Here is a 26777-nt window from a genome sequence, read left to right as displayed (position 1 = left end):
TTGGACGACACACAGACGATCCGTCGGCCTGGCTCGCGATGAGCTGCGCGCGGCGCTGGCGGAGTGGGGGCTGAGTGCGATCGAGGAACCGGCGGTGCTGGTTCTCTCGGAGCTGGTCACGAACGCGATCACCCACGCCTACGTGCGGGGGCGGGACATCGAGACCTCGTTCTGCCGGGGCCCCGAAGGTGTGCGACTCGCCGTGGACGACGCCGATGAGCGGCGCCACCCCCAGAGGCGGCCCCCGGGCGAGGCGGGAGGCCGTGGCCTGGTCCTGGTGGAGGCGCTCTCCGACCGCTGGGGATGCACTGTCCGGCGGGGCGTGGGCAAGTCCGTGTGGGCCGTGATCACCGTGCCGGGTGGGAGGTGGCGGTGATGCGTCTGCTGGCGTACATGCTGCGCAGCGGCGATGTGGTCGACGATGGCCGTGTCCGGCGGGAAGTGAAGAGGGTTCGCGAGCGCGAGTGTGATGTCATCGTGGTGTTCAAGGGCGGGGACCCGTGGCGTGTCGGCCGCGATGCCCCGGTGACGGTTCAGCGTGGCTGGCGGGAGCCGCGACGGGGAACTCGCTGATGAGCGAGCAAGCGTCCGCGTGGGTGCTGCACCCGACGGACCCGTCGCAGAACCCGCCGCTTCATCTCGTCGAGTTCCGGGCGTGCGGGGACTCCCCCGAGCCCGAGCTGCGCGCGAACGACGCGGACCTGTGGGCCATCGGGCACGCTGAGGCCACAGACCACCAGGATTTCCAGTCCGCGACGATCCATTACTCCCAGGCCTCACGGGTGTGGAGGATCCTGCCGGACCAGGCGGACGACGTCGGCTGAACGACGGTTCCGCCTCCTCGACTCCTTCGACGCGACCGCTCATGAGCGGCGTCCGTCCTCATTCGCCGACTCACGGGCGGAACGGCTCACCACGTCGAAGGGAGAAAGCGGTCCGGTTCCTCAGCTCCCCTGGGGAACCGGACCGCACCACGAAACAGCAGAGCCGGACCACCCCTCATTCCTTGGCGGGCCTGGTGAGCTCGGCGCAGACCCTGGCGGATAGGGCGGGGGTGGTGCGGTTGGTGTGGCCGACGGAGACCGGGCGCGCGGTAGCAGACCTGGTTCGACGGGCGGGCGAGCTACGGCAGACCGGATGAGGTGGCTTGAGCACGCGCCACAAGCGCCGCCAGCCTGGCCAAGCCCTGAATGGACAGTGCCATGCGTCCTCTACGTGTCGTCCTGGCCATCAGAACTTGTAGGTGAAGTGGGCCGTCTTGAACAGCCCCGGGGTGACATCCACGTTTACGTACGTGGGTTTCTTCTCCGTGGAGAAGCCGAACGTCATCTTCGTGGTCTGCCCCGGGGCAAGCGTGCCGCCGTTCAGCATGCCGACGTTGTTCGCGCTGTCGACGATCTCCTTGGTGGCGCCGCCATCGGTGGCGGCCTTGATGGCGGCAAGGTTGAGGTCGACGTCCTTCTCACCGTTGTTGGCGAAAGTCACCTGCACCTTGTAGTTGAACGCGCCGGTGGAGGCAGCGGTCTCGTCCGGAGAGTACTTCTCCGGGATGGCCGGGGCGACCTCCAGGCCGTTGTTGAGCTTCACGGTGTCCCTGCCGAGCGCGGCCGACTTACCGTCGTCGGCCCCCTTGCCCGGTACCTTCTTCGGCTGACCGCTCACCTCGTCGTCGACCGCCTTGCCCACGCCCACGACTAATGCCGTGCAGCCCGCGAAGACCAAGGCCATCACACCGGCCAGCACGAGCAGCACGATCTTCGTCGTCGACATGCGCTTCTCGGGCGCGGGGTTCGTCCACTGGGGCTGAGACATCTGTGGCTGAGACATGGCATCTTTCTCGCAGGTCGGATCGGTCCGAGAGTGCGACTCGACCCAGGACGGCTGGGCGGATAGATCACCGCGCACAGGTAACGCGGGCGAGCTCGACACGACCCGGCCCACCAAGTCAAAAATTCACAAAGCCCGCCAACTCGCCATAACAAACGGCTTGTAGGAGCTGACCTTCTGCCAGCTAGTGGGCGAACTCTTGCCCCAGAGACGCCTGGCGACGTCCCGACCCTTCTGGGCGTACAACTGCCCGGCAGTCCTGCTCGTAGGCACGGGCGTCTCCTGTCCGGTGGGGATAGCGGCCGCCGGCGGCTAGTCCAGGGGTGCCGCCTCCGCTTCCACGATCGAGGCGAAGCCAGGGGTGGGGAGGGTGCGGACGTGGCGGAGGCCGGCTCGGGTGAAGAGGGTGGCCAGTTCGGCGGGGGTGCGGGTGCTGCCGCCGAGGGCCGTCAGCATCAGGAGGTCGAGGTCCTTGCCCGGGTGGGGGGCGTTGCCCGGCGGCGGGGCGGCGTCGATGACCAGGACGCGGCCGCCCGGGGCCAGGGCCTGGCGGCAGGAGCGCAGGACGCGGACGCAGTCGTCGTCGCTCCAGTCGGGCAGGACGTGCTTGAGGAGGTGGACGTCGCCCTTCGGGACGGCGGTGAAGAAGTCGCCGGGCTCGGCACGCCAGCGTCCCGTCAACTCGTCGGAGGCGAGGAGGGGTTCGCGCAGCGCCGGGGCCTGGTCGAAGAGGACGCCCGACAGGCCGGGGTGGCGCAGCAGGACGGACCGGAGCAGGCCGCCGCGGCCGCCGCCGACGTCCACGACCGTGCCGTGGTCCGGGAACGGGTACGCGGCGGCGACCACGTCGTCGAGGGGGCCGGAGAAGGCCGCCATGCCGGCGTCGAAGACCTCGCGGGCCGCGTCGTCGGTCCGGAGGTGCTCGAAGAAGGGGGTGCCGAAGACCCTGGGGAAGGCGGATTCGCCGGTGCGTACGGTCTCGGCGAGGTCGGCCGCGGGGCGCAGGAACATGTCGTCGGTGAGCAGGAGCACCGCGGCGTGCAGCGAGCCCGGTATGCCGGTGCGCAGGGCGGACGCGGCGGGGGTCAGCCCGAACGCGCCCGCCTCGTCCTCCTGGAAGACGCCGCGCGAGGCCAGGAGCCGCAGCAGCCGGCGCAGTGTCGATGCGTCGGTGCCGGTGGCCCCGGCGAGTTCGGCGGGGGTGCGCGGTCCGTCGGCGAGGTGGTCGGCGAGCCGGAGGCGCGCGGCGGTCCGCAGCGCGGCGGAGTGGAGGAAACCGAAGGTCTCCTCCATCAGCCGGAGAGCACCCGAGGGGTCCAAGGGGTCCAAGGGGGGTTCCGGGGCGGTTTCGGGGGTGGTGGCGGGGTCCATCACGGCCTCCCTGGCGGCGGTTCCGGTGGGTATCGGAGGATCACCACCCTTTCAGCCCCCAGCCGGACCACGGCTCCGCCGCTGTGTCGATCTCCGGTAGGACTTCCGCCCTAGGGCCGCCGCGCTCCCCTTCGGTTCGGCTCAGACCGCCAGGTGGAAGCCCGCGCCGACGCCGCCGTTGGCGTTCATCTCGGCGATGATGTCCAGGATCGCCGAACTGTGCTGCACGCCCCAGGCGTTGCCGACCAGCGTCTGGCCGCTGACCACGGGGGAGCCGGAGTCCCCGCCGTTGGTCCAGATGAGGTGGGTGAACCAGATGTCGTGGGTGCCCAGCTTGATGCCGCAGGTCAGGCCCGTGCGGTGGCCCTGCTTGCACATGCGGACGCCGTTGGGGGGCGGGGCGCCGATCGAGGTGATGGTGACGCCGCCGACGGTGGCGGTGGGGGCGACCCTCGTCTCGTCCAGCTTGATGACCGCGAAGTCGAGGCCCTTGGGGCCGGCGTTGAGCAGGTTGTTGGGCGTGCTGACGTACGTCACGGTGCCGATGGCGCCCGTCTCCAGGTCGGCGCGGCTGGCGTTGAGGTCGGCGGGGGCGGCCGCGGTTCCGGCGGGGGAGGTGTCCCGGTAGACCTTCTCGCCGACGAGCTTGTTGCCCTTCTCGTCGATGAAGCAGTGGGCGTTGGTCAGGCCCACCAGATTGCCCGCGTTGTCGCGGCCGACGGCGGTGAGGGTGCAGACGTAGAAGCTCTGGCGCTCCTCCGGGGTCGGGGTGATCCGGAAGATGATGCCGGTGCCGCCGCCGATGGGCGTCAGCGGCCGTTCGGCCGCGGGGGCGGCGGCCGAGCCGGCGGCGGGGGTGGCGGCGGTGGCTGCCGGGACGGCGGTGAGGGTCAGGCCGGCCGTGAGAACGGCGAGGCCGAGGGCGCGTAACGCGCGCAGCATGCGATCACTCCTGTACGGGACGGGGACGGGGACGGCCGGGGTGGGGGCGACGGGCAACGGCCCCGGCCGACTGCCGCAGCGGCAATCACGCACATCGAAGAACACGGATGTGGGTTTGTCACTAGTGGTCGAGTGAAGCTCGAGTACCGCTTCACGGCGATTTCACTACCGCCGCGCTACCCCGTCTCCTCCAGCCCCATCTCCTCCAGCCGCGCCGCGATCTCGCGCGGATCGCCGTGGTGGCGGCAGATCGCGTCGCGGTCGCGGCCGGGGCGGGGGTCGCGGAGGGAGACGGCGATCTCCGCTGCCTCGCGGAGGGTGCACCGATCGCGTCCCAGCACTTCCCTCAGCGCGATCAGCGTGCCGATGCTGGAAACCGTGCGCTCGGCGAACCACAGCGCGACGGCCTCCATGCCGCCCGCCGCGTACTCCTCCCGCACGGTCCCGGTGAGGTCCTCGTGGGCGACGGCCAGCCGGGCGTACGCGTTCGGCTCGTCCGGCACATGGCTCCGGGACAGGGCGGCGGCGAGGCGCACCAGGTAGCCACCGCCGGTCTCCGTGTCGTCCGGGTAGTCCTTCTCGAACTCGGGCCAGTCGATCTCGCCCGCCTCCGCGAGGACGGACGGGATGTCGGACCACTCCCCCGCCGCCGAGAGGACGCGGTCCAGGAGCTCGTACGGCGCGGTGACGCTCTCCGCGAGGAGAACGGCGTCGTAGAGGTCCTTGGCCTCGGGGTGGGTGTCGCTCACCAGCCACATGACCTTCCACACGAGCGAGAGTTCCGGGCTCGCCGCCATGAGGGTGACGGGGGCGCCCTCGCCGCCGGCGAGGGGCGGGATCGCGGTGCGGACGGGCGGGGCGGGCAGGGGCTCGTTGAAGACGAAGTCGAGCTGGACCGTGCCGGACGGGACGTCGTCCGTTCCGGTGCCCGTCCAGGGCAGGACGAGCCGGCGGCCCGGCACCCGGTCGTACGTCCAGATCTCGTCGCTGACGGCGCCCGCCGCGTCGATGCGGACCGGGCCGCCGGACGCCCTCGCGGCGGCCTCGGCGGCGCGGGTTATGCCGTCGAGCATGGCGTCCGTGCGGTCGTCCTCCAGCCGCCAGGTGTCGGGGACGACGACGAAGTCCAGGTCGCCGGGCTCGCGGGCCGCGTCGCCGAACCACGCCTTGAGCAGCACGCTGCCGCGCAGCACCAGGTGCCCGGCCCACGGGGAGGCCGCGACCGCCGCGAGCGCGTGGTCGAGGGCGTGACGCCGGGCCGCGAACCACGCCTCGCCCCGGTCCGGGTCCGCGAACCGGGGCTCGCTCAGCCGCATGCCGAGGAGGTGGTGGTTGGCCGCCGGGTCGTACACGGGAAGCTGTACGACGCCTTCGCCGGGCACCGGGCGCAGCGTCGCCGGCAGGTCCTTCTTCCGCCGCGTGGCCTCGTCGGGCGGGAGCTGCGGGACGACCGTCGTGGCCTTCCACGGTCCGGACGGGAACTCTTCCCACGGTGCCGTCGTCATCGTCATCGGTTCACGTCCTCGGTGGTGGTCTCTTCGCCGGATGTCTCTTCGTCGGTCCAGCCGTCGTCGATCCAGCCGTCGTCGACCGTCTCGTCACTGTCGTGGACGACGAACTCCCGTTCGCTGGAGGCCGTGTCGTACCCCGCGTCCCGCAGGGCCGCCAGCAGCGCGTCCAGCCGTCGCTCCGCCGTCGGGCGGCCCACGAGGCGGCAGCGTTGGGTGACGAACCGCTCGGCGCGGCCGTCCGCCCGCACCCGGCGGGCGTTGCGCGACAGGTGCGCTGCGTGGGCCTCGGCGAGCGCCGTGAGGGCGGAGGTGTCGGTGCCGGAGGTGAGCAGGAGTTTCACGTGGTGCTCGAAGTAGTACCGCGCCCCGAGGGCCGCCGCCTCCGCGTCGGTGCCGGGCACGCCCTCCGCCCAGGGGGTCGCCTCGATCTTCGTCCGGACGACCGCGAACCCGGCCCCCCGCACGCCGCGCGCCGCGTCCTCCACCGCCGCCCGGACCACGGGCAGCGGCCCGGAGCCGCGCAGGGTGAGCATCGGCTGGCTGGGCGTCCGGCCCCGGTCCAGCACGATGTGCGCGCACTTCATGCCGTGTCCGGCCGCGTACCGTTCGAGCGCGTCCACGGTCGCGGCCCCGTCATCGGCGCGGACGGTGAGGTGGGCCTCGAAGTCACCGGCGAAGTCAACGGCGAAGCGAGCTGTGGTGGTCGCGGTGGTGCTGGATATCACCGGGGGATGATCTCAGGGCATGACTCCGCAGGTCATCGAGGCCCTCGCGGCGGCGGGCGTCAGGGTGCGGCCCGGTCCGTGAAGAACGCGGTGACTCCGGCCGCGGCGATAGCATGATTCTGTGTCTCCGGCCGACCCTCATCAGGGCCGCTGCAGCAGAGAGGAGCGAACGTCATGACGATCGCCCCGGACCACGTCGGGCACGATGCCCTCCACTACCAGGCGATGCGAGACGTCGTCGAGCAGATACAGGAGAGCGTGCCCGGCAAGCTGGAGATCACAAGGGAGGGGATCGTTCACGACATGATGTCGCCCGGGAAGCCGCACGAACTGACAGCGTTCCGCATCAGCCGACGGCTGGAGAAGGTCATGCCGGACGGCCTGGCAGCTCCCACCGGGACGCCCGATGTGGAGGGCGTGAACGAGGGCATCCTGCGTCACCCGGACGTCATGGTGATCCGGGAAGAGGACATGGAGGGCGAAGGGTCCTTCGACCCGCGCACTGTCGTCGCCGCCATCGAGGTCGTCTCCCGGTCCAACCCGGACAACGACTGGGTGGGCAAGATGCGGGACTACCCCCTGCTCGGAATCCCGGTATACGCCGTCTTCGATCCTCGCAAGGGTGAAGGAGCCGTCTTCTCCGATATCCACAAGACCGCCTCCGGTCCTCGCTACGCGATGCGCAAGGACTTCGTCTACGGGGAGGACGTCACGATCGGCGACTGGACCATCTCCACGGAGAACCTGCCGCGTTACTAGCCTCGCGGCGACGCTCCGGCGCGTGATTCGGCCAACGCCGCGCCGGAGCGGAAGCGGACGCGGTACAACGCCTCCATGAATATTCGTTCGATAGCGATGGCGATGGCGGGAAGTCTGGTGGCGGCGCTGGTCGTCGGCGGGCCGGGAGTGGCGGGAGCGGCGAGTGCCACGGCGGCCGGGAACGCCGAGCGCCCCGACCGGTGCGGGCGGCCGGCGGCCGTCTCGGTGTTCCACGAGGGTGGCGTGCCCCTGCTGGACTGGCGGGAGAACCTGGAGTTCGACGGGCGCGGCACCTTATGGGTCTCCCATGTGACCAGGAACCGCGTCGAGGGGTACGCCCCCGACGGGACGCTGAAGGCGTCCTTCCCCGTGCCCGGCCCCGGCGGGATCCGCCGGGGGCCGGACGGGCTGATGTACGTCAACTTCGGCGTGAACCCGCTGGAGCGGGACGGCGGCGTCATGCGCTTCGACCCGGCCGCGGCCGAGCCCCGCGCCGAGAAGGTCTTCGGCGGCACGCCCAGGGTCAACGGCCTCGCCATCGACTCCGCCGGCAACTTCTACCTCAGCCGCGAGCTGGCCACCGGCATCCTCAAGGTCCGGCCGGACGGCACCCGGGACGAGGAGTGGACGCGGAAGGCGGACGTCTTCGGCACCAACGGCCTGGAGATCGTCGGCGATCAGCTCTACGCGAGCGTTCTCGTCAACGGCACGTCCCCGGTCGTCCGCGTCCCCCTGGCCGACCCGGCGCGGCACACCGCCGTCACCCGGCTCAGCCACACCGTCCTGGACGGCAAGTTCCTCGACGACCTCACCGCCTTCGGCGGCGATCTGGTCGTCGCGGCCTTCCGGAGCGGCGAGCTGATCAAGGTGGACCCGGTGACCGGACGGTCCTGCGTGCTGGTGAGCGGGCTGCGGATGCCGACGAGCGTCCGCGTGCCGCGTGCGTTCGGCGATCACGACGGGCGCCGCGAGCTGTTCGTCACGGAGGCCTCCGGCCGCGTCGTCACGGTGACGCTCGGCTGACCGTACGAGCGCGGTACCGCCCCGCCGCCCGGCCCCCGTACGGACGGCGGGGCCATCCGCTACCCCACCGGGACGGCTCGTACCGCCCGGAAGCGGAAGCTGCCCGTCCCCACTTCCACCGCCACCTCCGTGAACCCCGCCGCCCGCAGCCGCGTCTCCAGGGTCGCGGGCGGCACCGGCACACACGTGTCGCCCCAATGGATCAGCCGCCAGCGCCAGTTGCTCAGCGAGTCGCAGCCGGCGAAGACGCCGCCCGGGCGCAGTACGCGGTGCGCCTCGGCGAAGAGGGCGTCCTGCCGGGCGGGCGAGGGGACGTGGTGGAGCATGGTGAAACAGGCGACGGAGTCGAAGCGGCCGTCGGGCCAGGGCAGGGCGGTGCCGTCGCCGTGCACGACCTCGACCTCGGCCCCGCCCTCGCCCGGCAGGACACCCTCGGCCCGGTCGCCGAACTCGCGGCGCAGTCCGGCCGCGTACGCGGCGTCGACCTCGACGACGCTCAACCTCGTCAGGCCCTCCCGGCGCAGCAGGACGCGCGTGGTGGCCCCGTAACCCGGCCCGATCTCCAGGGCGTCGGGCCCGAGCGGCACTCCGTCCAGGACCCACGGCAGCAAACGGTCCTCGACGGCGCGGGCCCACTTCTCGGAACCGCACAGACGGCGGTGAACGAGATTCATCGGCATGCGGCAAGGCTAGGAATCAGGCGACCGTGTCGTATACGGGCCAGGAGGCCAACTCATGTCGCCGAAAGGACATACCGCCGTCACGGGGGTACATCCCGCCGCCCACGTCGTCGCCCCCGCCGGCAGTGCCATAGCCGTCGGGAGCTTCGCGCTCGGCGAGGACGAATGGTTCGACGTCCACCGGCACAGCGCCCATCAGCTGGCGTGGGCGCCGCGCGGCGTCCTGGCCGTGCGCGCGGCGGGACGTACGTGGGTGCTGCCGTCGACCGTCGCGCTGTGGATCCCGGCGGGCGTCCCGCACGCCACGGGCGCCACGTGCGCCGCGCTGATGCGGAGTCTGTACTTCTGGCCGGACCGTTGCCCGTTCGGCTGGGAGACGCCGCAAGTCATGGCGGTCTCCGGGCTGTTGCGCGAGTTGATCGGCCATCTGTCCCAGGAGGACCTCGACACGGGGGCGCGGCAGCGCGCGGAGGACGTCCTGCTGGACCAGTTACGTCCCGTCTCCGTGACGACGGTCAGGGCGCCGATGCCCGCCGACCCCCGGGCCCGGCGGGTGGCGGAGGCCCTCCGCGCGGACCCGACGGACGGGCGCACGCTCGCGCAGTGGGGCGCGCTGGTGGGCGCGAGCGGCCGGACGCTCGCGCGGGCCTTCGTCGAGGGCACGGGCATGTCGTACGGGCGGTGGCGTGCCCAGCTGCGGCTGGAGGCGGCGATGCCGCTGCTCGCGGCGGGGGCGACGGTGTCCGCGGTGGCGCGGCGGGTGGGGTACGGCTCGCCTAGTGCGTTCGTCGCGGCGTTCCGGCGGGGGGTGGGGGTGCCGCCGGGGGCGTATTTCGCTCCGCGATAGCGCTGCGCCGAGGGGTGGCCTGATCACCTGCGGGCCGGTGGGGGCTGGTCGCGCAGTTCCCCGCGCCCCTTACGGGGCGCACTCCCTCCCAGGCCCCTACGGGCGCCGGTCCGCCAGCTTCGCCGCGTTCGCGGCTTCCGTGCCTCGGGCCCAGCCCTCGGGGTCGCGGCCCTTGAGGCGGTGGGAGGTGGTCTCGGGGAAGAGGCGGCCGGCGGTCTCGCCGACCGCCACGTCCCGGGCGGCCAGCACGGGCAGGACCTCGGGGCGGGTCTCCTCGGCGGCCACGTCGCGGACGGCCGCGGACAGCCGGTCGCCGATGCGGCCCGCGTAGGCGATCAGGAAGGACTCGCGGAAGTCCCGGGTGCGGCGGGATCGGCCACGGGCGTGGTGGTCGTCGGCGGCGCGGCCCATCGCGGTGGTGGCCTGGACGAGGAGGGAGGTGTAGAGGAGCTCGACGAGCTCCAGGTCGGCGTCGAACCCGACGACGGTCGAGAAGCCGTACTCGCTGGACCACACCGCCTGGCAGTGGTTGGCGGCGGCCACCGCGTTCAGGAGCAGGGCCTTGGCGGATTCGTACGGGCCCTCGACCCCGATCCGGCAGGCGCCCGGCCCGTCCCCGGCGGCGGCCGCGCCGGCGGCGAGCAGGGCCTCGTCTATGGAGTGCCGGGCCATGAGCTCCTGGGCCTTGGCGGACAGGGCCTCCGCCTCCTCCGGGAACTGCGTCGACTCCGCCTTCGCCAGCAGTGCCCGGACGCGGCCGAGCATCCGGGGCGGTGCGGCCGCGGCGGCCGCGGCGACGTGCCCGCCGGTGCCGGGCAGCGGGCCGACGCCGCCGACCCTCGGCAGCCCGTCGATCAGCCGCAGCGTGGCCAGGGCGCGGACGGCGGTCTCGAAGCGGCTCAGCCGCTCGCGCTCCGCGAAGCCGTCGAGGAAGGTGTCGTCCGTCTCCCACCAGGCGTGCGCGTCGAGCTCCCGCAGCTGGGCGACCCAGCGCGCGTCGAGCGTCTCCGGGGCGTAGCGCCGGCCCTCGGCGGCTATGAGGGCGACGGCGAACCGGGTCTCGGCGGGGGGCGGTTCCCGCCGTACGAGCCGGACGACGTCGGCGGGCTGCCAGCCGTACTCCCAGGCCCGCCGCACCGTCGCCGAGCCGTGCCGGACGACCGCGCCGCTGATGGCCTCCCAGCCGGCGGGGGCGGCGGCCAGGACGGAGGCGGCGGCGTAGACGGCGTCGTCGAGATCGTCCCCGCGCACCGCCCGCAGCCCGCGTACGGCCGCGGCGACGGTTTCCAGGGGCGACTCGGTGCTCTGCACTGTGGGGGGCTCGCTTCCTCGGGGGCCCGGGCTGGGGGTGCGCCGGAGTGGAATCCCATCTTCCCGCATCCCCGCAGGCAGGGCACACGCCCGGTGCCCGCCCCCGCTCCCGCAGGTCGGAGCGGGGGCGGAGCGGGCCGGAAGCCGGGGTCGGAGCCGGGTCAGAGCCGGGCCTGGAAGACCCCCACGGACCGCTCGGGCCGGTAGCCGAGCAGCTTGTTCACGGCGCGCATGGGCCCGTTGTCGTCGGACACGCCCGTGACGATCTCCCGTACGGGCATCCGTCCCTCGCGCACGAGCCGCAGCATCCGCAGCTTGACCGCCCGCCCCAGGCCGAGCCCGCGGTGGCCGGCGGCCACGGCGGTGTCGTACTGCGTGGCCCGCGCGCCGTCCGGGGAGCGCCGCACCAGCTCGGTGTACCCGGCGAACGAGCCGTCGGGCGCGACGGCGGCGACCGTGAGCATCTCCCCGCCCCGGTCGACGACGAGCTGCTGGACGGTGCGGGAGCGTGCGGCGTCCCAGCGCGGCCGTTCCTCCTCGAAGTCGCCCCAGGGGCTGTCGGACATGGCGTCGCGGACGGCCGCGAAGGGCTCGGCGAACTCCTCCGGCACCGCGCCCTCCCACTCGACGAAGCGGTACCCCTCCGGCAGGACCGGCTCCTCGGCCGCCGCTTCCTCCGTCACGTCCTGCACGTACATCACCAGCGGGAGGGCGCGTACGAAGCCGTGCGCGAGGGCGAACGTCTCGCCCGCGCCGCCGATCTCGATCTGGGCGCCGACCGCGCCCCGCCGCTCCCGCTCCAGGATCGCCCGCACCTCCTGCCACAGCCGCGTACCGATGCCCCGGTTCCGCAGCTCCGGCCGGACGGCGAGGTGCTCGATCCAGGCCGTCTTCCGGTTCGCTCCCTCGTCGAACAACCGCAACGAGACCACGCCGGCATACGGTCCGCCCTCCCCCGGCACGGCCAGCCGTACGTACCGGCTGTCGCCGTCCGTCACGCACAGCACCCCGGCCGTCTCCACCCGCCCGGGCGCCGGCACGGCGGGCAGGTCGTGGGCGTGGGCGGCGGCTATGACGGCGTGCCAGCCGTCGATCTCGCTCTCGGAGGGACGGTCGTTCAGACGCAGCAGTTCACTCATTCCGCGCACGCTACGACGCGAGCTCCGCGCTGTCGTTCGGTTTTCCACGAACGCGGACGACAAACACGAACGCGGACGGCAAAGGGGCCCTCCCGCGGACGAATCCGCCGGGAGGGCCCCTTCACGCATCAGCGACCGGGGGTCACGCGCCCGTGGCGCTGCCCGCGACCCACTGCGCCCAGTCCATGTTCCAGCCGTTGAGGCCGTTGTCCGGGGCGACGGTCTTGTCGTCGGAGTTCTTCACGTCGACGACGTCACCGATCAGCGAGTTGCTGTAGAACCAGGCACCCGGGGTGTTCGGGTCGTTGGCGCCCTGCTTGTCCTCCAGGCCCACGCAGCCGTGGCTGGTGTTGGAGACGCCGAAGACGCCGCTGCCCCAGTAGTTGCCGTGGATGAACGTGCCCGACGTGGACAGGCGCATGGCGTGCGGCACGTCCTTGATGTCGTACTCGCCCTTGCCGTCCTTGCCGGTGAAGCCGACGGTGGAGCCGTTCATCCGGGTCTCCACGAACTTCTCGGAGATCACCATCTTGCCGTTGTACGTCGGGTTGGACGGGCTGCCCGCCGAGATCGGGATGGTCTTGAGGGTCTGACCGTCCCGCACCACCGTCATCTGGTGGGTCTTGGCGTCGACCGTGGAGACCTGGGAGCGGCCGATCTTGAACTTGATCGTCTTCTTCTGGACGCCCTTGATGTTCGGGCCGCCCTCGACGCCGTCCAGGTCCATCTTCAGCGTGACCTCGGAGTTGGCCTTCCAGTACTCCTGCGGCCGGAAGTCGATGCGCTGGTCGCCGAACCAGTGACCGACGACCTTCTGGCCGCTGCTGCTGGTGACCTCCAGGTGGGACTGGACGTCCTTCCGGTTCTTGATCGGCTTGTCGAAGTCGATCGACACGGGCATGCCCACGCCGACCGTCGAGCCGTCCTCCGGCGTGAAGGAGCCGATGAAGCTGTTGTCGGGAGAGACGGTGGAGAAGGAGGAGTTCTCGGTGGCCTTGCGGTCCTTGGAGTCCTTGGCCTCGGCGGTGATCTTGTACTTGGTCGAACGCTCGAGCTGCTTGTTCGGCTTCCAGGACTTCTTGTCCGAAGATATTGAACCCTCGACGGGGGTGCCCTTGTCCGTCGTCATCTTGACGCCGGTGAGCTCGCCATCACTCACGGTGACGGACACGGCATCGGCCGTGATGCCGACGCCGTTGGCGCCGTTCTTGGGCGTGATCTTGATCTGCGCCTTGGAGGCGTCCTTGGCGGCCGCGGCGTCGACCTGACCCTGGGACTTCCCCTTGGCGTCACCGCCACCCTTGGCGTCGTCGCCGTCGCCGCCACAGGCGGCCAGAGTCAGTACCCCACCGAGCACAGCGGCCGCGGCCACCAGGCCCTTGCGGCGCTTGCCGTACGTCATCACACGCTTCTCCATTGCTCCTGGACCCCGGAATCCCCCGAGCCGATCGTGGGGCTCGTGGGGCTACACGTATCCCGGCTACTACATAAGGGAACGCGTGCACCGTTTGGCCCGGTTCCACTCATCGGCAAACTGTGGGAAAGACCACGCCAGTAAAGCCCCTCGGGTCCCGAGGTCCACAACCGGGGTCTTGAAAAAGGGCAAACGCCCTGCTACTGGACCGCCGGTTACCCCATGGCTTCCCCACCGGCCGCCGGTGTCACTAACATCGTGTCAGTCGGGACGCGCCACAGCTCACGACCGTCAATCTCTGTCGTCGCCAGGGGGTTTCATCCCGTGACCACACGTCGCCCGCTGCTGACCGCCGTCGCCGCCTGCACGGTGCTGTGCGCGCTGTGGTTCGTCCCCACTGCCCACGCTACGCCCGAGCGCCCCGAGAAGCAGCAGGACGCCCTCGCGGCGGCAACGGCCCCGGCCGCCCAGGAGCTGGCGGCCAGCGGGAGTGTGGACACCACTCCGTATGTCTTCGGTGGCATAGCGTTCGTCGCCGCGGGCGGCGCGCTGGTCACGGGCGCCGCGCGCAGGTCGCGCGGCGCCGCTCGCTGACCGACCGGCCGTCAGGCCAGCGGGCCCGTCACCGGCTCCACGGCCGCGACGAGCTCCCCGGACCGGACGAACTCCTCGGCCACCGCCAGGTCCGGCGCCAGGAAACGGTCCCCGCCGGGGCCCTCCACGCCCGCCGCGCGCACGGCCTTCAGCACCGCCCGCGAGGCCGGGGCCGGCTCCATGCCCTCCCGCAGCTCGATCGCCCGCGTCGCGGCCACGAGCTCCACGGCGACGACCCGGCCGAGCGCCGCCACGGCGGTCCGCAGCTTGCGCGCCGCCGACCAGCCCATGGAGACGTGGTCCTCCTGCATCGCGGAGGACGGGATCGAGTCCACCGACGCCGGGACCGCCAGCCGCTTCATCTCGCTGACCAGCGCGGCCTGGGTGTACTGGGCGATCATCAGCCCCGAGTCCACCCCGGCGTCCCCCGCCAGGAAGGCCGGCAGGCCGTGCGAACGGTTCTTGTCCAGCAGCCGGTCGGTCCGCCGCTCGGCGATGGAAGCAAGGTCGGCAGCCGCGATCGCAAGGAAATCAAGGACGTAAGCCACCGGCGCACCATGAAAATTGCCGTTGGACTCGACGCGGCCGTCCCTCAGCACCACGGGGTTGTCGACCGCGGCGGCCAGCTCGCGGTCCGCCACCAGCCGGGCGTGCGCCAGGGTGTCCCGGCCCGCGCCGGCCACCTGCGGGGCGCACCGGATCGAGTACGCGTCCTGGACGCGCGGCGCGTCGTCCTGGTGGTGCCCGGTGAGCCCGGAACCGGCCAGCACCGCCGCCATGTTCGCGGCGCTCGCGCCCTGCCCCGGGTGGGGGCGGATGGTGTGGAGCTCGGGGGCCAGGACCTTCTCCGAGCCGAGCAGCGCCTCCAGGGACAGCGCGGCGGTGATGTCGGCCGAGGTGATCAGACGGGCCAGGTCCGCGCAGGCCATGACGAGCATGCCGAGCATGCCGTCCGTGCCGTTGAGCAGCGCGAGCCCTTCCTTCTCCCGCAGTTCCACGGGCTCGATGCGGTGCTCGGCGAGCAGCTCCGCGGCCGGGCGCACCACGCCGTCGGGCCCCTCGGCGTCGCCCTCGCCCATCAGCGTGAGCGCGCAGTGCGAGAGCGGGGCGAGGTCGCCGGAGCAGCCGAGCGAGCCGTACTCGTGCACCACGGGGGTGATACCCGCGTTGAGGATGGCGGCCATCGTCTCGACGACCAGCGGGCGTACGCCCGTGTGCCCGGAGGCGAGCGTCTTCAGGCGCAGGAACATCAGCGCCCGCACGACCTCGCGCTCGACGCGCGGGCCCATGCCGGCGGCGTGCGAGCGGACGATGTTGCGCTGGAGCTGGACCCGCAGGTCGGGGCTGATGTGCCGGACGGCGAGGGCGCCGAAGCCGGTCGAGACGCCGTACACCGGGTCCGGCTTGGCGGCCAGATCGTCGATCACCTGCCGCGCGGCGGCGACGGCGGCGAGGGCCTCTTCCGACACGACCACGCGGGCGCCGTCACGGGCGACGGCGATCACGTCTTCCGCGGTCGTGCCGGACGTTCCCACCACCACAGAGTGCATATCCATATTCAGGCACCCTAGAGACTGAATCGCTACCTGTCACTAGTCGACTTTGTACTCGTGTAACGCCGTGCGGTGACGATCCATGCCGGGCGCCTCCCGCGCGGGGTTCCGTCGACTTTCCGAGCCGCCCGCCGACGGGGGTGCCCGCGCCTGACGGCGCGGTTCCACCCCACCCGCCCGCCCGGAACCGGATCGCTCAGCCAGGGAGCTGGGGTGACGTGAGGGGGGCGGGGTGGGGTGGACGGGCCCTGGTAGGGGCGTAAGGAGCTCTTCGCCACTGGAGCCAAGTGCGGGGCAACCGACACCGCAAGACCAGGCACCGCGAAGAGCTCAGCCCCGTAAGGGCCCGTCCACCCCACCCCGCCCCCGGCCCCGGAAGCGGCGCCGCTCCGCCGACAGCGGCGACGGCGGCCGGTCGGCCATCCGCACCACCGGATCCGCACGGCCACCGTCCCGCCCCGCCACCACCGGCCCCGCCGACCGCGCCGCCTTCGCCCGGTACTGCGCCGCGTCCGCCAGCCGGAACAGCCGGCGCGCCGAACGCACCGTCCCGATCGGATCCCCCGTGGAGGCGACCCCGCAGGCCACCCCCTCCCCCAGCTCCAACGCCCCCGCCCGCCGGCACAGTTCGTCCGCGACCCGCACCACCTCGTCCGCCGTCGGCCCCACCGACAGCAGACAGAACTCGTCGCCCCCCAGCCGCGCCGCCAGCGCCCCCGGCAGCTTCGCCCCGCACAGCGACAGCACCGACCCGAACCGCTCCAGCAACCGGTCCCCGACCGCGTGCCCCAACGTGTCGTTGACCTTCTTCAGCCCGTTGAGATCACACACCAGCAGACTGACGACAGCGCCTTCCCCCAGGTGCCGTTCCACCGCCTCGTCCAGCCGGGCGTCGACCGCCCGCCGGTTGGCCAGCCCCGTCAGCGGGTCGGTGAACGCCAGCCGCCGGACCTCCTCCAGCCGCTCGGTCTGCGCGATGCCGGACGCCGCCACCGCCGCCAGCACCGTCGCGAAGTCCGCGTCGCCGGGCCCGAAGAGCGGCGCCCGCACCGAGCGCGCGACGTACAGCTCACCCCACGCCCGCCCGTGCAGCACGATCGGCGCGACGACGCAGCAACCGCGCCCGCGCCGCCGCAGCGCGGCGACCCTTCCCTCCTCGTCCCCCCGAGCCGTCTCCACCCAGGCGTGCGGCTGCCCGCCCACCCACCGCTCGTGCAGGAACTCCGTGATCTCGGGAAAGACGTCCACGGGATACGACTCGTCCCCGGGGAAGCGTTCCTCCCCCTCCGCGAGCTCGCCCACGTTCACCAGCACCCGCAGCCGGCCGCGCTCCCGCTCCCACACCGAGATCGCGGCGAACGTCCCGTCCAGCGCGCGGCGCGCGCCCTCCGCCGCGGCCTCGACGCTCTCGAGCGGGGTGGGCGCGGCGGCCATCGCCTGCGCGAGCTCCACGACAGCGCGCAGCCGGGCGTCGCACTCCCCGTCACCAGCCACCCGAGCCTCACATTCCGTGACCGCAAGGGCCTCCCGACCCGTACTCCAGCGTAAGAACGTCGGGCGTATTCCGCGCAATAAAGCGGATAAGTCCCTGCGCGTCTAAATCCCTGCGCGTCCTACTCCCCCGGCCAGTCCGGCTTCCGCTTCTCGTTGAACGCCGCCACGCCCTCGGCCCGGTCGCCGGAGAAGGCCACCGACCGCCAGGCCGCGTCCTCGACCTCCAGCCCGGCCCGCAGGTCCAGCCCGTGCCCCAGCCGCAGCGCCCGCTTCGCGGCCCGCAGCCCGACCGGGGAGTTGCCGGCGATCCGGGCGGCCAGCGCCAACGCCTCGTCCCGGTCGCGGCCCTCGTCGACGAGCACGTCCACCATGCCCAACTCCCGGGCCTCGGCGGCCTCCACCCGCCGGGCGCTGAAGATCAGCTCGGCGGCGCGGGCGGCCCCGACGCGGCGCGGCAGCAGCTGGGTGCCGCCACCGCCGGGGATCACGCCCACGGACACCTCGGGCAGCCCCACCACGGCCGTCCGGTCGGCCACGATCACGTCGCAGGACAGCGCGAGCTCGTACCCGCCACCCAGGGCGAAGCCGTGCACGGCGGCGATGGTGGGAACGGGCAGCTCCAGCACGCCGGTGTAGCAGGCCCGGGCGTGCGGACGCTGGCGGACGAGGTCGGCGTCGGTGAAGGAGTTGCGCTCCTTGAGGTCGGCGCCGACGCAGAAGGCGCGTTCGTGCGTGGACGTGAGGACGACGACCCGGACGTCGCGGTCGGCGGCGAGCTCGGCGGTCGCCTGCCCGATGAGCCGGCCCATCTCCGTGGAGACGGCGTTCATGGCCTTGGGGCGGTCCAGGACGAGTTCGGCGACGTGACCGTTCTCGTGCGTCCGGATCGCGATCCACTCTCCGATGCGGCGCTCGCTCACGCTGGTGCCCTCCCGGGTCTCCGTGTACGGACTTACGGCGTACGGACGTACGGACGGCACCGATCATGCCTCCCGGCGGCCCCGGGGGCCATACCCAAGATCGCACTGGTGCCTCGCACCGCTCAGCCGTTCTCCCGCCGCGTGAGCAGCCACGGCTCGACGACGCCGAGGCCGCGCACCGGCCGCTGCCACATCGGCTGGAGCGCGAACCGGTACTCGCCCCGCTCGCCCGCCGCCGCGACCTCCGCCTCCGACTTGGGCGCGTCCCCGTTGCGCGTGAGCTCCTCCGCCAGGGCGCCGTCGACGAGGACGGCGTCCTTCGGCGCTATCGAGGTGAGCCGGCTGGCGAGGTTGACGGTGGTGCCGAAGACGTCGCCCATCCGCGTCGTGACCGTCCCGAACGCGATGCCGACCCGCAGCTCGGGCATGGTCTCGTCGTTCGTGAGGGTCTCGATGAGCCGCAGCCCGATCTCCGCCGCCGTACCGGCGTCGTCGGCCGCGTACAGCACCTCGTCACCGAGCGTCTTGATCAGGCGCCCACCGTGGGCGGCGACCAGATCCGCCGCGGTGGTCTCGAAGGCCTCGACGAGCTCGCCGAGCTCCTCCTCCTCCAGCCGCCGCGTCAGCCGGGTGAAGCCCACGAGGTCGGCGAAGCCGACGGCCAGCCGCCTGTCGACCATCTCCGCGTCGTCGGCCGCCTGGACGACGCGACCGGTGGCGGCGGCGAGCTGCCGCCGCCAGACGTAGATCAGGAACTCCTCCAGCTCGGGCAGCAGCAGCTCGACCAGCGGATACGTGATCTCGGCCCGGCTCAGGCCCTCCTGAGGCTCGGTCAGCCCCTCCAGGAAGGAGTCGATCTGCCAGTCGGCCAGCCGGGCCGTGGTCTGGCCCGTGGACCGGGCGACCTGGACGGCCATGGGCTCGCTGAGCAGGCCCGCCTCGACGAGACCGGCCAGGCGCCGCAGCGCCAGCACGTCCGCCTCGGTGAGCGCCTTGGCCTGGCCGATGTCGGCGAAGCCCATGGCGCGCCAGAAGCGGGCGGCCAGGTCCATGGAGACCCCGGCCGCGCGGGCGGCCTGGAAGGGGGTGTAGCGGCGCTCGGCCCCGAGGATCAGCGACTCCAGCCGGAGCGCGAGAGGGTCGCCCTCCTCGATGTCCTCCTCGCCGATGCTCCCCCCGACGCCGGGGTGACCGGCGTGGCGAGCACCGTGGTCGCCGCCGCCCGTACCGTCGTCCCCCGTGGCCCTGCCGGCTCGGGTGGTTCCCCCATCGTCGGCGGTCACCGCCCGCCCCCTGTCCGATCCGTGCGCACTGCCCTGCCGATCACTGCTCGCTTAGGTTCCGGGCACAACGATACGTCAGGTGTGCCGTAGCTCACTCTCCCGACGGCGCGGCGGTCACTCTTTACGACGTTTACGATCCGGCCGCCCGCAAATGGACGATGTCGCCCGCTCCCACCGGTTGCCGCACCCCCTCGGCCGTCGCCAGCACCAGCCGTCCGTCGCCGTCGACGGCCACGGCCTCGCCGACCAGCTCGCGCCCGCCGGGCAGTTCGGCGCGGACGGTCCGGCCGAGGGTGGCGCACCCGGCGGTGTACATCTCCTGGAGCCGGCAGGCGGCCGGGTCGCCGCCCGCCGCGCGCCACGCCTCGTAGAGGTCGGCGAGGTTGCGCAGCACGGCCCGCAGCAGCGGGTCGCGGTCGGTGACCCGGGCGCCGGCGAGGGCGAGGGAGCCCGCCTGCGGGACGGGGAGCTCGTCGGCGCGGAGCGTGACGTTCAGCCCGATGCCCACGACGACGGCGTCGCCGGAGCGCTCGGCGAGGATGCCGCCGGCCTTGCGCTCCTCCCCGTCGACGGTGACGAGGAGGTCGTTGGGCCACTTCAGGGCGGTGTCGACGCCGGCGGCGCGGGAGAGGGCGGTGGCGGTGGCGACGCCGGCGAGCAGCGGGAGCCAGCCCCAGCGCTCGGCGGGCACGCCCGGGCCGGGGGTGAGGCGGACGGAGAAGAAGAGCCCGGAGCGCGGGGGCGCGGACCAGGTGCGGTCCAGGCGCCCGCGCCCGGCGGACTGCTCCTCGGCGACGAGCACCGCGCCCTCGGGGCCGCCGGTGGCGACGAGGTCGGTGTTGGTGGAACCGGTGCGCGGGACCACGTCGAGGGAGGTCCACAGCCCGCCGGGGCGGAGCAGCGCGCGGCGCAGGGCGTTGGCGTTGAGCGGCGGGCGGTCCAGGTCGGACCAGCGGTTGCCGGAGGCGTCGGAGGGCGTCATAAGAGCCACCATAGGAGGCGAGAGCCCGACGAACCGGACGGCACCGACCGGCGCCGGTGCCGCCGAAGGTGTGGCCAAAGACGCACTGCCGCAGCGCATGCGCGCGGATACGCTACGAACCGGTAGCCAGGGCGGGCCCGTCGGGGGGCACCGCCATGTCCGCCTTCCCACCCCTCCGGACGAGCAGGAGCCGCATCCCGTGTCCGAGCCAGTAGCCGACGAATTCGACATCCACACGACCGCGGGGAAGCTCGCGGATCTCCAGCGCCGGATCGAGGAGGCGACGCACGCCGGCTCCGCGCGGGCGGTGGAGAAGCAGCACGCCAAGGGCAAGCTGACGGCGCGCGAGCGGGTCGATCTGCTCCTGGACGAGGGCTCGTTCGTGGAGCTCGACGAGTTCGCGCGGCACCGTTCGACGAACTTCGGCATGGACGCCACCCGTCCGTACGGGGACGGCGTGGTGACCGGCTACGGCACCGTGGACGGCCGTCCGGTGGCGGTCTTCTCTCAGGACTTCACGGTGTTCGGCGGCGCGCTCGGCGAGGTGTTCGGCCAGAAGATCGTCAAGGTGATGGACTTCGCCCTGAAGTCGGGGTGCCCGGTCATCGGCATCAACGACTCGGGCGGCGCCCGCATCCAGGAGGGCGTGGCGTCCCTGGGCATGTACGGCGAGATCTTCCGCCGCAACACCCACGCCTCCGGCGTCATTCCGCAGATCTCGCTGGTCGTCGGCCCGTGCGCGGGCGGCGCGGTGTACTCCCCGGCCATCACGGACTTCACGGTGATGGTGGATCAGACCTCGCACATGTTCATCACCGGCCCGGACGTCATCAAGACGGTCACCGGCGAGGACGTGGGCTTCGAGGAGCTGGGCGGCGCGCGGACGCACAACACCACGTCGGGCGTGGCGCACCACATGGCGGGCGACGAGAAGGACGCCATCGAGTACGTCAAGGCGCTGCTGTCGTACCTGCCGTCGAACAACCTCTCCGAGCCGCCGGCCTTCCCGGAGGAGGCCGATCTGGAGGTCTCGGACGCCGACCGCGAGCTGGACGTCCTGATCCCCGACTCGGCGAACCAGCCCTACGACATGCACACCGTGATCGAGCACGTGCTGGACGAGGGCGAGTTCCTGGAGACGCAGGCGCTGTTCGCGCCGAACATCATCACGGGCTTCGGCCGGGTCGAGGGCCGCCCGGTGGGCGTCGTCGCCAACCAGCCGATGCAGTTCGCGGGCTGTCTGGACATCGCCGCGAGCGAGAAGGCGGCGCGGTTCGTGCGCACCTGCGACGCGTTCAACGTCCCGGTGCTGACGTTCGTGGACGTGCCGGGGTTCCTGCCGGGCACGGACCAGGAGTACAACGGCATCATCCGGCGCGGCGCCAAGCTGATCTACGCGTACGCGGAGGCCACGGTCCCGCTGATCACCGTGATCACCCGCAAGGCGTTCGGCGGCGCGTACGACGTCATGGGCTCCAAGCACCTGGGCGCCGACCTCAATCTGACGTGGCCCACGGCGCAGATCGCGGTGATGGGCGCCCAGGGCGCGGTCAACATCCTCCACCGCCGTTCGCTGGCCGCGGCCGCCACGCCGGAGGAGCAGGAGGCGCTGCGCGCCGAGCTGCTCGCGGAGTACGAGGACACGCTGCTCAACCCCTATGTGGCGGCCGAGCGCGGCTACGTCGACGCGGTGGTCATGCCGTCGGAGACCCGCCGCCACATCGTGCGGGGGCTGCGCGCCCTGCGCGACAAGCGCGAGGCGCTGCCGCCGAAGAAGCACGGGAACATCCCGCTGTAGCGAACGCAGGGAACGTAGCGAAAGGGACGCCGACGTGATCAAGGTCGTTCGGGGCAACCCCACACCCGAGGAGCTGGCCGCCGCCCTGGCGGTGGTCCGAGCCCGCGCGGCGGTGGGCGCCACCGCCGCGCAGGACGCCCCGGCCCGCTCGGAGTGGTCCAATCCGGCCCGGCTGGCGGCGGGCCGGCGGGTCCCGCACCCGGGCCCCCTGGCCTGGCGCACCAGCTACTGGCCCGTCTGAGCCCCTCGGCGTCGTGGCGGCCTGAGTACGCGTACTCAGGCGCCACACGCCTCGCGGGCGGACCATGGAGGTCATGCTCTGGTCCGATCCGTCCGACGAACCGCCCGAGGAGCTGCGCGAGGCGCAGCTCATGCTCCGGCGGGCCGGGATCGTGCTGGCGGTGGGGATGGTGCTGCTCTTCCTGGTGCTGGGCGTGCGCTGACCTCACGATGGTCACGCTGTGTCACAGGCTGCTCATAGGTTTGTCCGTTCTGGAACTGGATTCACCCGTTTCACGTCCTGCCCCATATGAACAAGCCCGTCCGTCACATAGCGGTATTCACCGGAATACTCGTGCTCGCCCTGCTGGTCAGGGCGACCTGGGTGCAGTTCGTCCGCGGCGACGAGCTGTCGAACCACGCGGAGAACCGGCGCGTCACGATCGCGAGCTTCTCCCAGCCACGCGGCGACATCATCGTCGGCGGCCGGCCCGTCACCGGATCGGTGGAGACCGGCGGCGACCTGAAGTACAAGCGGACCTTCACCGACGGGAAGATGTACGCCCCCGTCACGGGCTTCTTCTCCCAGGGCTACGGCAGCAACTATCTCGAGGGCGTCAACAACAAGCTGCTCAGCGGCACGGACGACCGGCTGTTCTTCCAGCGCACCGCCGACATGTTCACCGGCAAGAAGACGCGCGGCGGCGACGTCGTCACCACCATCGACCCCAAGGCGCAGAAGGCCGCGTACGAGGGCCTGGGCGACCGCAAGGGCGCCGTCGTCGCCCTCGACCCCCGGACGGGCAAGATCCTCGCGCTGGCCTCCACGCCCTCGTACGACCCGTCGGCCATCGCCGGTAACGGCAAGCAGGACAAGGCCGCCTGGGACGCGCTCCAGAAGGACCCGGACAAGCCGATGAACAACCGGGCGCTGCGCGAGACGTACCCGCCCGGCTCCACCTTCAAGATCGTGACGGCGGCAGCGGCCCTGGAGAACGGCCTCTACTCGGACATCAACGCCCCCACGGACTCCCCCGACCCCTGGACCATGCCCGGCACGGTGACCAGGCTGCCCAACCAGAACCCCCTGGCCCCCTGCAAGAACGCCTCCCTCAACGTGGCCATGCAGAACTCCTGCAACACCGTCTACGGCAAGGCGAGCTCCGACCTGGGGAAGGACAAGATGCGCGCGATGGCGGAGAAGTTCGGCTTCAACCAGGAGCCCTTCACGCCGGTGCGGGCGAGCGCCAGCACCTTCCCCAAGGACATCAACAAGTCCCAGACCGCCATGGCCGGCATCGGCCAGGGCAGCCTGACCGCCACCCCGCTGCAGGTCGCCATGATGACCGCCGCGATCGCCAACGACGGCAAGCTGATGAAGCCCTACATGGTCGAGGAGCTGCGCGACCCGGACCTGAAGACGGTCGAGAAGCACAAGCCCGAGGTGATGTCGGAGGCCGTCTCGCCCGAGATCGCCAAGAAGGTCCAGCAGATGATGGAGGACACCGCGACCAAGGGCACCGGCAAGGCCGCCCTCATCGACGGCGTCACCGTCGGCGGCAAGACGGGCACCGCGGAGCGGGGCGCGAACCAGAAGAACCTGGCGTGGTTCATCTCGTACGCGAAGACGGACGAGGGCTCGCCGGTGGCGGTCGCGGTGATGATCGAACCGGACGACAGCGTCCCGGACGACCAGATCTCGGGCGGCAAGCTCGCGGGCCCGATCGCGAAGAAGGTCATGGAGGCGGTGCTGGGCAAGTGACCCCGCCCGCGCGGGGTCCGGGGCGGGGCCCCCGGGAAACTACGCTGGCCCCCATGAGCAACCACACCCCCTCCCGCCGCCTCGTCCTCGCCTCCCAGTCCCCCGCGCGACTCGGGCTGCTGCGCCAGGCCGGCCTCGCCCCCGAGGTGATCGTCAGCGGGGTGGACGAGGACGCCCTGGACGCCCCGACCCCCGGCGAGCTGGCCCTCGTGCTGGCCGAGGCCAAGGCGGCCGCGGTGGCGGAGCGGGAATCGGCGGCGGGGGCCCTCGTCGTCGGCTGCGACTCCGTCCTGGAGCTGGACGGCCAGGCCCTCGGCAAGCCCGCCGACGCCGAGGAGGCCACCGCGCGCTGGAAGTCCATGCGCGGCCGCGCCGGCGTCCTGCGCACCGGCCACTGCGTCGTCGACACCGCCACGGGCCGCCGCGCCTCGGCTACGGCCTCCACGACGGTCCGCTTCGGCGAGCCGTCCGACGCCGAGATCGCCGCCTACGTGGCCTCCGGCGAGCCGCTGCACGTCGCGGGCGCCTTCACCCTCGACGGCCGCTCGGCACCGTTCGTCGAGGGCATCGACGGCGACCCCGGCAATGTCATCGGCCTGTCGCTCCCGCTGCTCCGCCAGCTGCTCGCGGAGCTGGGCGTCGGCATCACCGACCTCTGGACCTGACGGGCCCGGCGTGCCCCGCAGGGGCGCGGGGAACTGCGCGATCAGCCGGCGACGGCCCGGGGCCCGGGCAATCCGCGGCCACGTCGTGGCTTGTCGCGCCCACGCGGCGGAGCCGCACGGTGTCACGGCCCCGCGCCCCTACGGGGCACTGGCCTAGAGCGGCAGCGCGCTGGTCGCGGCGCCGACCTGCTTCAGCTGGCTGAGCTGGTCGAGCTTGCCGAGCCCCTTCACCACGCCCGGGTAGACGCTCTGGTCGTGGTCCGGGGCCATGTCCTGCATGGCGGGGGCGGCCTGCGGCGCGGGCATGCCCTTGGGGGGCTGGACCTGTGCCGGGGCCGGGGCGCCGTGAACGGCCGGGGCCTTCGGCCCGGTGGCACCCTTGCCACCCTGCGCCTTGGGGGCCTGCCCCTTCTTCGGCGCCTGTCCCTTGCCGGGGTCGCCCTTACCGGAGTCGCCCTTGGCGGGCGCGCCCTTGCCCGGGGCCTTCTTGTCGTGAGCGCTCTTGGCCGGACCCTGCTTCCCCGGGCCCGCCTTGGGGTCGCCCTTCACCGGTGCGTCCGGCGAGGGGGCCGTGACACCGACCGGTCCCGCGTTCGACGACGGGGGCGGCCCCACCGGCGTCGGCAGCGTGGGTACGGCGGCGGCAGCGACGGAGGACATGGACAGTGCGGCGCCGGCCAGAACGGCAGCGGCAGCAATGCGCTTGATCATGACTTCATCAACGATGTCAGGGTATTTCGGTCACGATCCCCTGGGCCACCGGAGGCAATGCCCGGCACAGTCAGCGCAGTTCGCCACCCGCACCTCCCCCGCCACCGGGAATTACCGCACCACCTCGGCCTCTTACGGCCGATTCCACTGATTCCATTGATCCCACCGGCCCGATCCCCGAAGGAGCCCCGCCCGCCATGCCGCAGTCCGTCGACCGGGCCCTGGACGTCCTGGACGCCGTCGCCGCCGCCACCGGCCCCGTCCCCGCCAAGGCGCTCGCCCGCCGGCTGGGCTGCGGCCTGTCCACGGTGTACGAGCTGCTGGGCGCCCTCACGGACCGCGGCCACCTCACCCGTACGCCCGCCGGCTACGTCCTCGGCTACCGGGTGCCCGCCCTCCACCGGGCCTTCCAGCAGCAGATGCGGATGGGGGACGAGGTGCAGGAGCTGCTGACGAGGGCGCACCGCACGGCCGGGGTCGACACGTACTTCAGTACGTACCGCGACGGCGACATCGCCGTGCTCGCCGGGGCGACCACGACTCACCCCACCGGCGGCTTCGGCACCGGCCAGGACGCCCACGGGTACGCCACCGCCCACGGCAAGGTCCTGCTGGCCGCCCTCCCCCGGGCGGCCCGGCTGCGCTATCTGGCCGCCTCGGGGATGCGGGCGATCACTCCGCGCACCATCACCTCGGCGGAGCGACTGGACGTCCAGTTGCGACGGGTGCGCAACGAGGGGGTGGCCGTGGAGGTGGAGGAGTGCGTGCCGGGTGTGGCGTGCGTGGCGGTGCCGGTGCCCTCGTCCGAGGGCCTGGCGGCCGTGTCGGCGGCGCTCCCGCTGGACGACTTCCACCGGCGCGGCGCACAGGTGACGGAGACCCTCCGAGCGGTCGCCGCGGAGGCGGCGAAGTGGCGGGGCGTCTCGGACATCAGCCGCCTTACTGACGGGTAGATCTATCGACAACGGTGCCTACGGCCCGGGACGGCACGCAAACTTTGTGTCACCCGTTCGTAGGGACTCCACAAAGATTCGGCGTCGCCACTCCCGGTCGCCAACCGAGAGCTTGGCCACACGGTCGCGCGAACGGCGCCCCGGGAAACCCGGCGTACCGTGGATGATCTGGGGACTTGGGCTCACGCACGGCTCCCTTCTCACGCTCCGTGTGGGCAAGGTCACCCCGGAAGTCGGGTCGGCACAGAGTGTCGCCAGTACCTAAACTCACCTTGTTTCAAGGAGGGAGCCATC

General features: G+C 72.2%; 28 protein-coding genes. 13 read left to right on the top strand and 15 right to left on the bottom strand.

Annotated elements, in window-relative coordinates; translation table 11 throughout:
- The 3 genes from ACX9I7_RS30465 to ACX9I7_RS30455 form a co-directional block, all read left to right on the top strand.
- Positions 1-376, top strand: a 376-nt coding sequence (locus tag ACX9I7_RS30465) for an ATP-binding protein (RefSeq protein ID WP_459389154.1), incomplete at its 5' end; no start/stop codon positions are given.
- On the top strand, positions 376-573 hold the full coding sequence (locus ACX9I7_RS30460) for a hypothetical protein (protein ID WP_459389153.1): 198 nt from the start codon (positions 376-378) through the stop codon (positions 571-573). The genes ACX9I7_RS30465 and ACX9I7_RS30460, both read left to right, overlap by 1 nt.
- Positions 573-824, top strand: a complete 252-nt coding sequence (locus tag ACX9I7_RS30455; RefSeq protein WP_459389152.1) for a DUF7848 domain-containing protein — start codon at positions 573-575, stop codon at positions 822-824. Before ACX9I7_RS30460 ends, ACX9I7_RS30455 begins: the two co-directional genes overlap by 1 nt.
- A 406-nt stretch (positions 825-1230) precedes the next feature.
- Here the strand turns inward: ACX9I7_RS30455 and ACX9I7_RS30450 are convergent, their stop codons facing one another.
- The 5 genes from ACX9I7_RS30450 to ACX9I7_RS30430 form a co-directional block, all read right to left on the bottom strand.
- Positions 1231-1827, bottom strand: coding sequence for a DUF4352 domain-containing protein (locus ACX9I7_RS30450; RefSeq protein WP_387567032.1), 597 nt, complete (start codon positions 1825-1827; stop codon positions 1231-1233).
- Between the two features lie 312 nt (positions 1828-2139).
- Positions 2140-3198, bottom strand: coding sequence for a methyltransferase (locus tag ACX9I7_RS30445; protein WP_459389151.1), 1059 nt, complete (start codon positions 3196-3198; stop codon positions 2140-2142).
- 141 nt (positions 3199-3339) lie between these two features.
- Entirely contained in the window at positions 3340-4140 is an 801-nt protein-coding gene (locus ACX9I7_RS30440; protein ID WP_387567038.1) for a trypsin-like peptidase domain-containing protein, read from the bottom strand.
- Positions 4141-4316: 176 nt separating this feature from the next.
- Complete coding sequence (locus tag ACX9I7_RS30435; RefSeq protein WP_459389150.1) at positions 4317-5651, bottom strand: nucleotidyl transferase AbiEii/AbiGii toxin family protein; 1335 nt, start codon at positions 5649-5651, stop codon at positions 4317-4319.
- The gene (locus ACX9I7_RS30430; protein ID WP_459389149.1) at positions 5648-6376 is read right to left on the bottom strand and encodes a hypothetical protein; all 729 of its coding nucleotides are present in this window, start codon (positions 6374-6376) and stop codon (positions 5648-5650) included. Before ACX9I7_RS30430 ends, ACX9I7_RS30435 begins: the two co-directional genes overlap by 4 nt.
- Before the next feature lie 174 nt (positions 6377-6550).
- Between ACX9I7_RS30430 and ACX9I7_RS30425 the strand changes: the two genes are divergently transcribed.
- Both ACX9I7_RS30425 and ACX9I7_RS30420 read left to right on the top strand, forming a co-directional pair.
- Positions 6551-7135 carry a Uma2 family endonuclease gene (locus ACX9I7_RS30425; protein WP_387567047.1) on the top strand — a complete coding sequence of 195 codons (585 nt, stop codon included), beginning with the start codon at positions 6551-6553 and terminating at the stop codon, positions 7133-7135.
- Between the two features lie 75 nt (positions 7136-7210).
- A complete protein-coding gene (locus ACX9I7_RS30420) occupies positions 7211-8158 on the top strand; it encodes an SMP-30/gluconolactonase/LRE family protein (RefSeq protein ID WP_459389148.1) in 948 nt (315 codons plus the stop codon).
- Between the two features lie 59 nt (positions 8159-8217).
- Here ACX9I7_RS30420 and ACX9I7_RS30415 read toward each other — a convergent pair whose 3' ends face one another.
- Positions 8218-8838, bottom strand: a complete 621-nt coding sequence (locus ACX9I7_RS30415; RefSeq protein ID WP_459389147.1) for a class I SAM-dependent methyltransferase — start codon at positions 8836-8838, stop codon at positions 8218-8220.
- A gap of 55 nt (positions 8839-8893) precedes the next feature.
- Between ACX9I7_RS30415 and ACX9I7_RS30410 the strand changes: the two genes are divergently transcribed.
- Positions 8894-9685 (top strand): AraC family transcriptional regulator, encoded by a 792-nt coding sequence (locus tag ACX9I7_RS30410; protein WP_459389146.1) that lies wholly within the window; start codon positions 8894-8896, stop codon positions 9683-9685.
- A gap of 96 nt (positions 9686-9781) precedes the next feature.
- Here ACX9I7_RS30410 and ACX9I7_RS30405 read toward each other — a convergent pair whose 3' ends face one another.
- The 3 genes from ACX9I7_RS30405 to ACX9I7_RS30395 all read right to left on the bottom strand — a co-directional run bounded on the left by ACX9I7_RS30405 (position 9782) and on the right by ACX9I7_RS30395 (position 13552).
- A complete protein-coding gene (locus ACX9I7_RS30405; protein WP_387567057.1) occupies positions 9782-10996 on the bottom strand; it encodes a DUF2786 domain-containing protein in 1215 nt (404 codons plus the stop codon).
- Positions 10997-11157: 161 nt separating this feature from the next.
- Positions 11158-12135 (bottom strand): GNAT family N-acetyltransferase, encoded by a 978-nt coding sequence (locus tag ACX9I7_RS30400; RefSeq protein ID WP_459389145.1) that lies wholly within the window; start codon positions 12133-12135, stop codon positions 11158-11160.
- Positions 12136-12277: 142 nt separating this feature from the next.
- The gene (locus ACX9I7_RS30395) at positions 12278-13552 is read right to left on the bottom strand and encodes a L,D-transpeptidase (RefSeq protein WP_459389144.1); all 1275 of its coding nucleotides are present in this window, start codon (positions 13550-13552) and stop codon (positions 12278-12280) included.
- A 321-nt stretch (positions 13553-13873) separates the two neighbouring features.
- Here ACX9I7_RS30395 and ACX9I7_RS30390 point away from each other — a divergent pair, with 321 nt between their 5' ends.
- Positions 13874-14143 carry a hypothetical protein gene (locus ACX9I7_RS30390; protein ID WP_387567066.1) on the top strand — a complete coding sequence of 90 codons (270 nt, stop codon included), beginning with the start codon at positions 13874-13876 and terminating at the stop codon, positions 14141-14143.
- Positions 14144-14154: 11 nt separating this feature from the next.
- Here the strand turns inward: ACX9I7_RS30390 and hutH are convergent, their stop codons facing one another.
- From hutH to ACX9I7_RS30365, 5 genes are all read right to left on the bottom strand, one after another.
- Positions 14155-15699: a histidine ammonia-lyase gene (hutH, locus tag ACX9I7_RS30385; protein WP_459389143.1), complete on the bottom strand. Its 1545-nt coding sequence runs from the start codon at positions 15697-15699 to the stop codon at positions 14155-14157.
- A gap of 327 nt (positions 15700-16026) precedes the next feature.
- Positions 16027-17130 (bottom strand): diguanylate cyclase domain-containing protein, encoded by a 1104-nt coding sequence (locus ACX9I7_RS30380; protein ID WP_387567318.1) that lies wholly within the window; start codon positions 17128-17130, stop codon positions 16027-16029.
- A 179-nt stretch (positions 17131-17309) separates the two neighbouring features.
- Positions 17310-18110 carry an enoyl-CoA hydratase/isomerase family protein gene (locus ACX9I7_RS30375; RefSeq protein WP_387567072.1) on the bottom strand — a complete coding sequence of 267 codons (801 nt, stop codon included), beginning with the start codon at positions 18108-18110 and terminating at the stop codon, positions 17310-17312.
- A 122-nt stretch (positions 18111-18232) separates the two neighbouring features.
- Positions 18233-19393, bottom strand: a complete 1161-nt coding sequence (locus ACX9I7_RS30370) for an adenylate/guanylate cyclase domain-containing protein (protein ID WP_387567075.1) — start codon at positions 19391-19393, stop codon at positions 18233-18235.
- Between the two features lie 130 nt (positions 19394-19523).
- On the bottom strand, positions 19524-20375 hold the full coding sequence (locus tag ACX9I7_RS30365) for a biotin--[acetyl-CoA-carboxylase] ligase (protein WP_459389142.1): 852 nt from the start codon (positions 20373-20375) through the stop codon (positions 19524-19526).
- A gap of 199 nt (positions 20376-20574) precedes the next feature.
- Between ACX9I7_RS30365 and ACX9I7_RS30360 the strand changes: the two genes are divergently transcribed.
- From ACX9I7_RS30360 to ACX9I7_RS30340, 5 genes are all read left to right on the top strand, one after another.
- On the top strand, positions 20575-22173 hold the full coding sequence (locus ACX9I7_RS30360) for an acyl-CoA carboxylase subunit beta (protein ID WP_386724914.1): 1599 nt from the start codon (positions 20575-20577) through the stop codon (positions 22171-22173).
- A gap of 34 nt (positions 22174-22207) precedes the next feature.
- Positions 22208-22414, top strand: a complete 207-nt coding sequence (locus tag ACX9I7_RS30355) for an acyl-CoA carboxylase epsilon subunit (RefSeq protein ID WP_387567082.1) — start codon at positions 22208-22210, stop codon at positions 22412-22414.
- Positions 22415-22487: 73 nt separating this feature from the next.
- Positions 22488-22616 carry a morphogenic membrane protein MmpB gene (mmpB, locus tag ACX9I7_RS30350; protein WP_358219118.1) on the top strand — a complete coding sequence of 43 codons (129 nt, stop codon included), beginning with the start codon at positions 22488-22490 and terminating at the stop codon, positions 22614-22616.
- Positions 22617-22702: 86 nt separating this feature from the next.
- The gene (locus tag ACX9I7_RS30345; RefSeq protein ID WP_387567085.1) at positions 22703-24154 is read left to right on the top strand and encodes a peptidoglycan D,D-transpeptidase FtsI family protein; all 1452 of its coding nucleotides are present in this window, start codon (positions 22703-22705) and stop codon (positions 24152-24154) included.
- Positions 24155-24207: 53 nt separating this feature from the next.
- Positions 24208-24819 carry a Maf family protein gene (locus ACX9I7_RS30340; RefSeq protein ID WP_459389141.1) on the top strand — a complete coding sequence of 204 codons (612 nt, stop codon included), beginning with the start codon at positions 24208-24210 and terminating at the stop codon, positions 24817-24819.
- A gap of 153 nt (positions 24820-24972) precedes the next feature.
- Here ACX9I7_RS30340 and ACX9I7_RS30335 read toward each other — a convergent pair whose 3' ends face one another.
- Positions 24973-25530, bottom strand: coding sequence for a hypothetical protein (locus tag ACX9I7_RS30335; protein WP_387567091.1), 558 nt, complete (start codon positions 25528-25530; stop codon positions 24973-24975).
- Positions 25531-25727: 197 nt separating this feature from the next.
- Between ACX9I7_RS30335 and ACX9I7_RS30330 the strand changes: the two genes are divergently transcribed.
- Positions 25728-26483 carry an IclR family transcriptional regulator gene (locus ACX9I7_RS30330; protein ID WP_459389140.1) on the top strand — a complete coding sequence of 252 codons (756 nt, stop codon included), beginning with the start codon at positions 25728-25730 and terminating at the stop codon, positions 26481-26483.
- The last annotated feature ends 294 nt before the right edge of the window (positions 26484-26777 follow it).

This window comes from Streptomyces sp. L500, from assembly GCF_054551825.1.
This window is presented reverse-complemented; position numbering and strand designations above follow the sequence as displayed.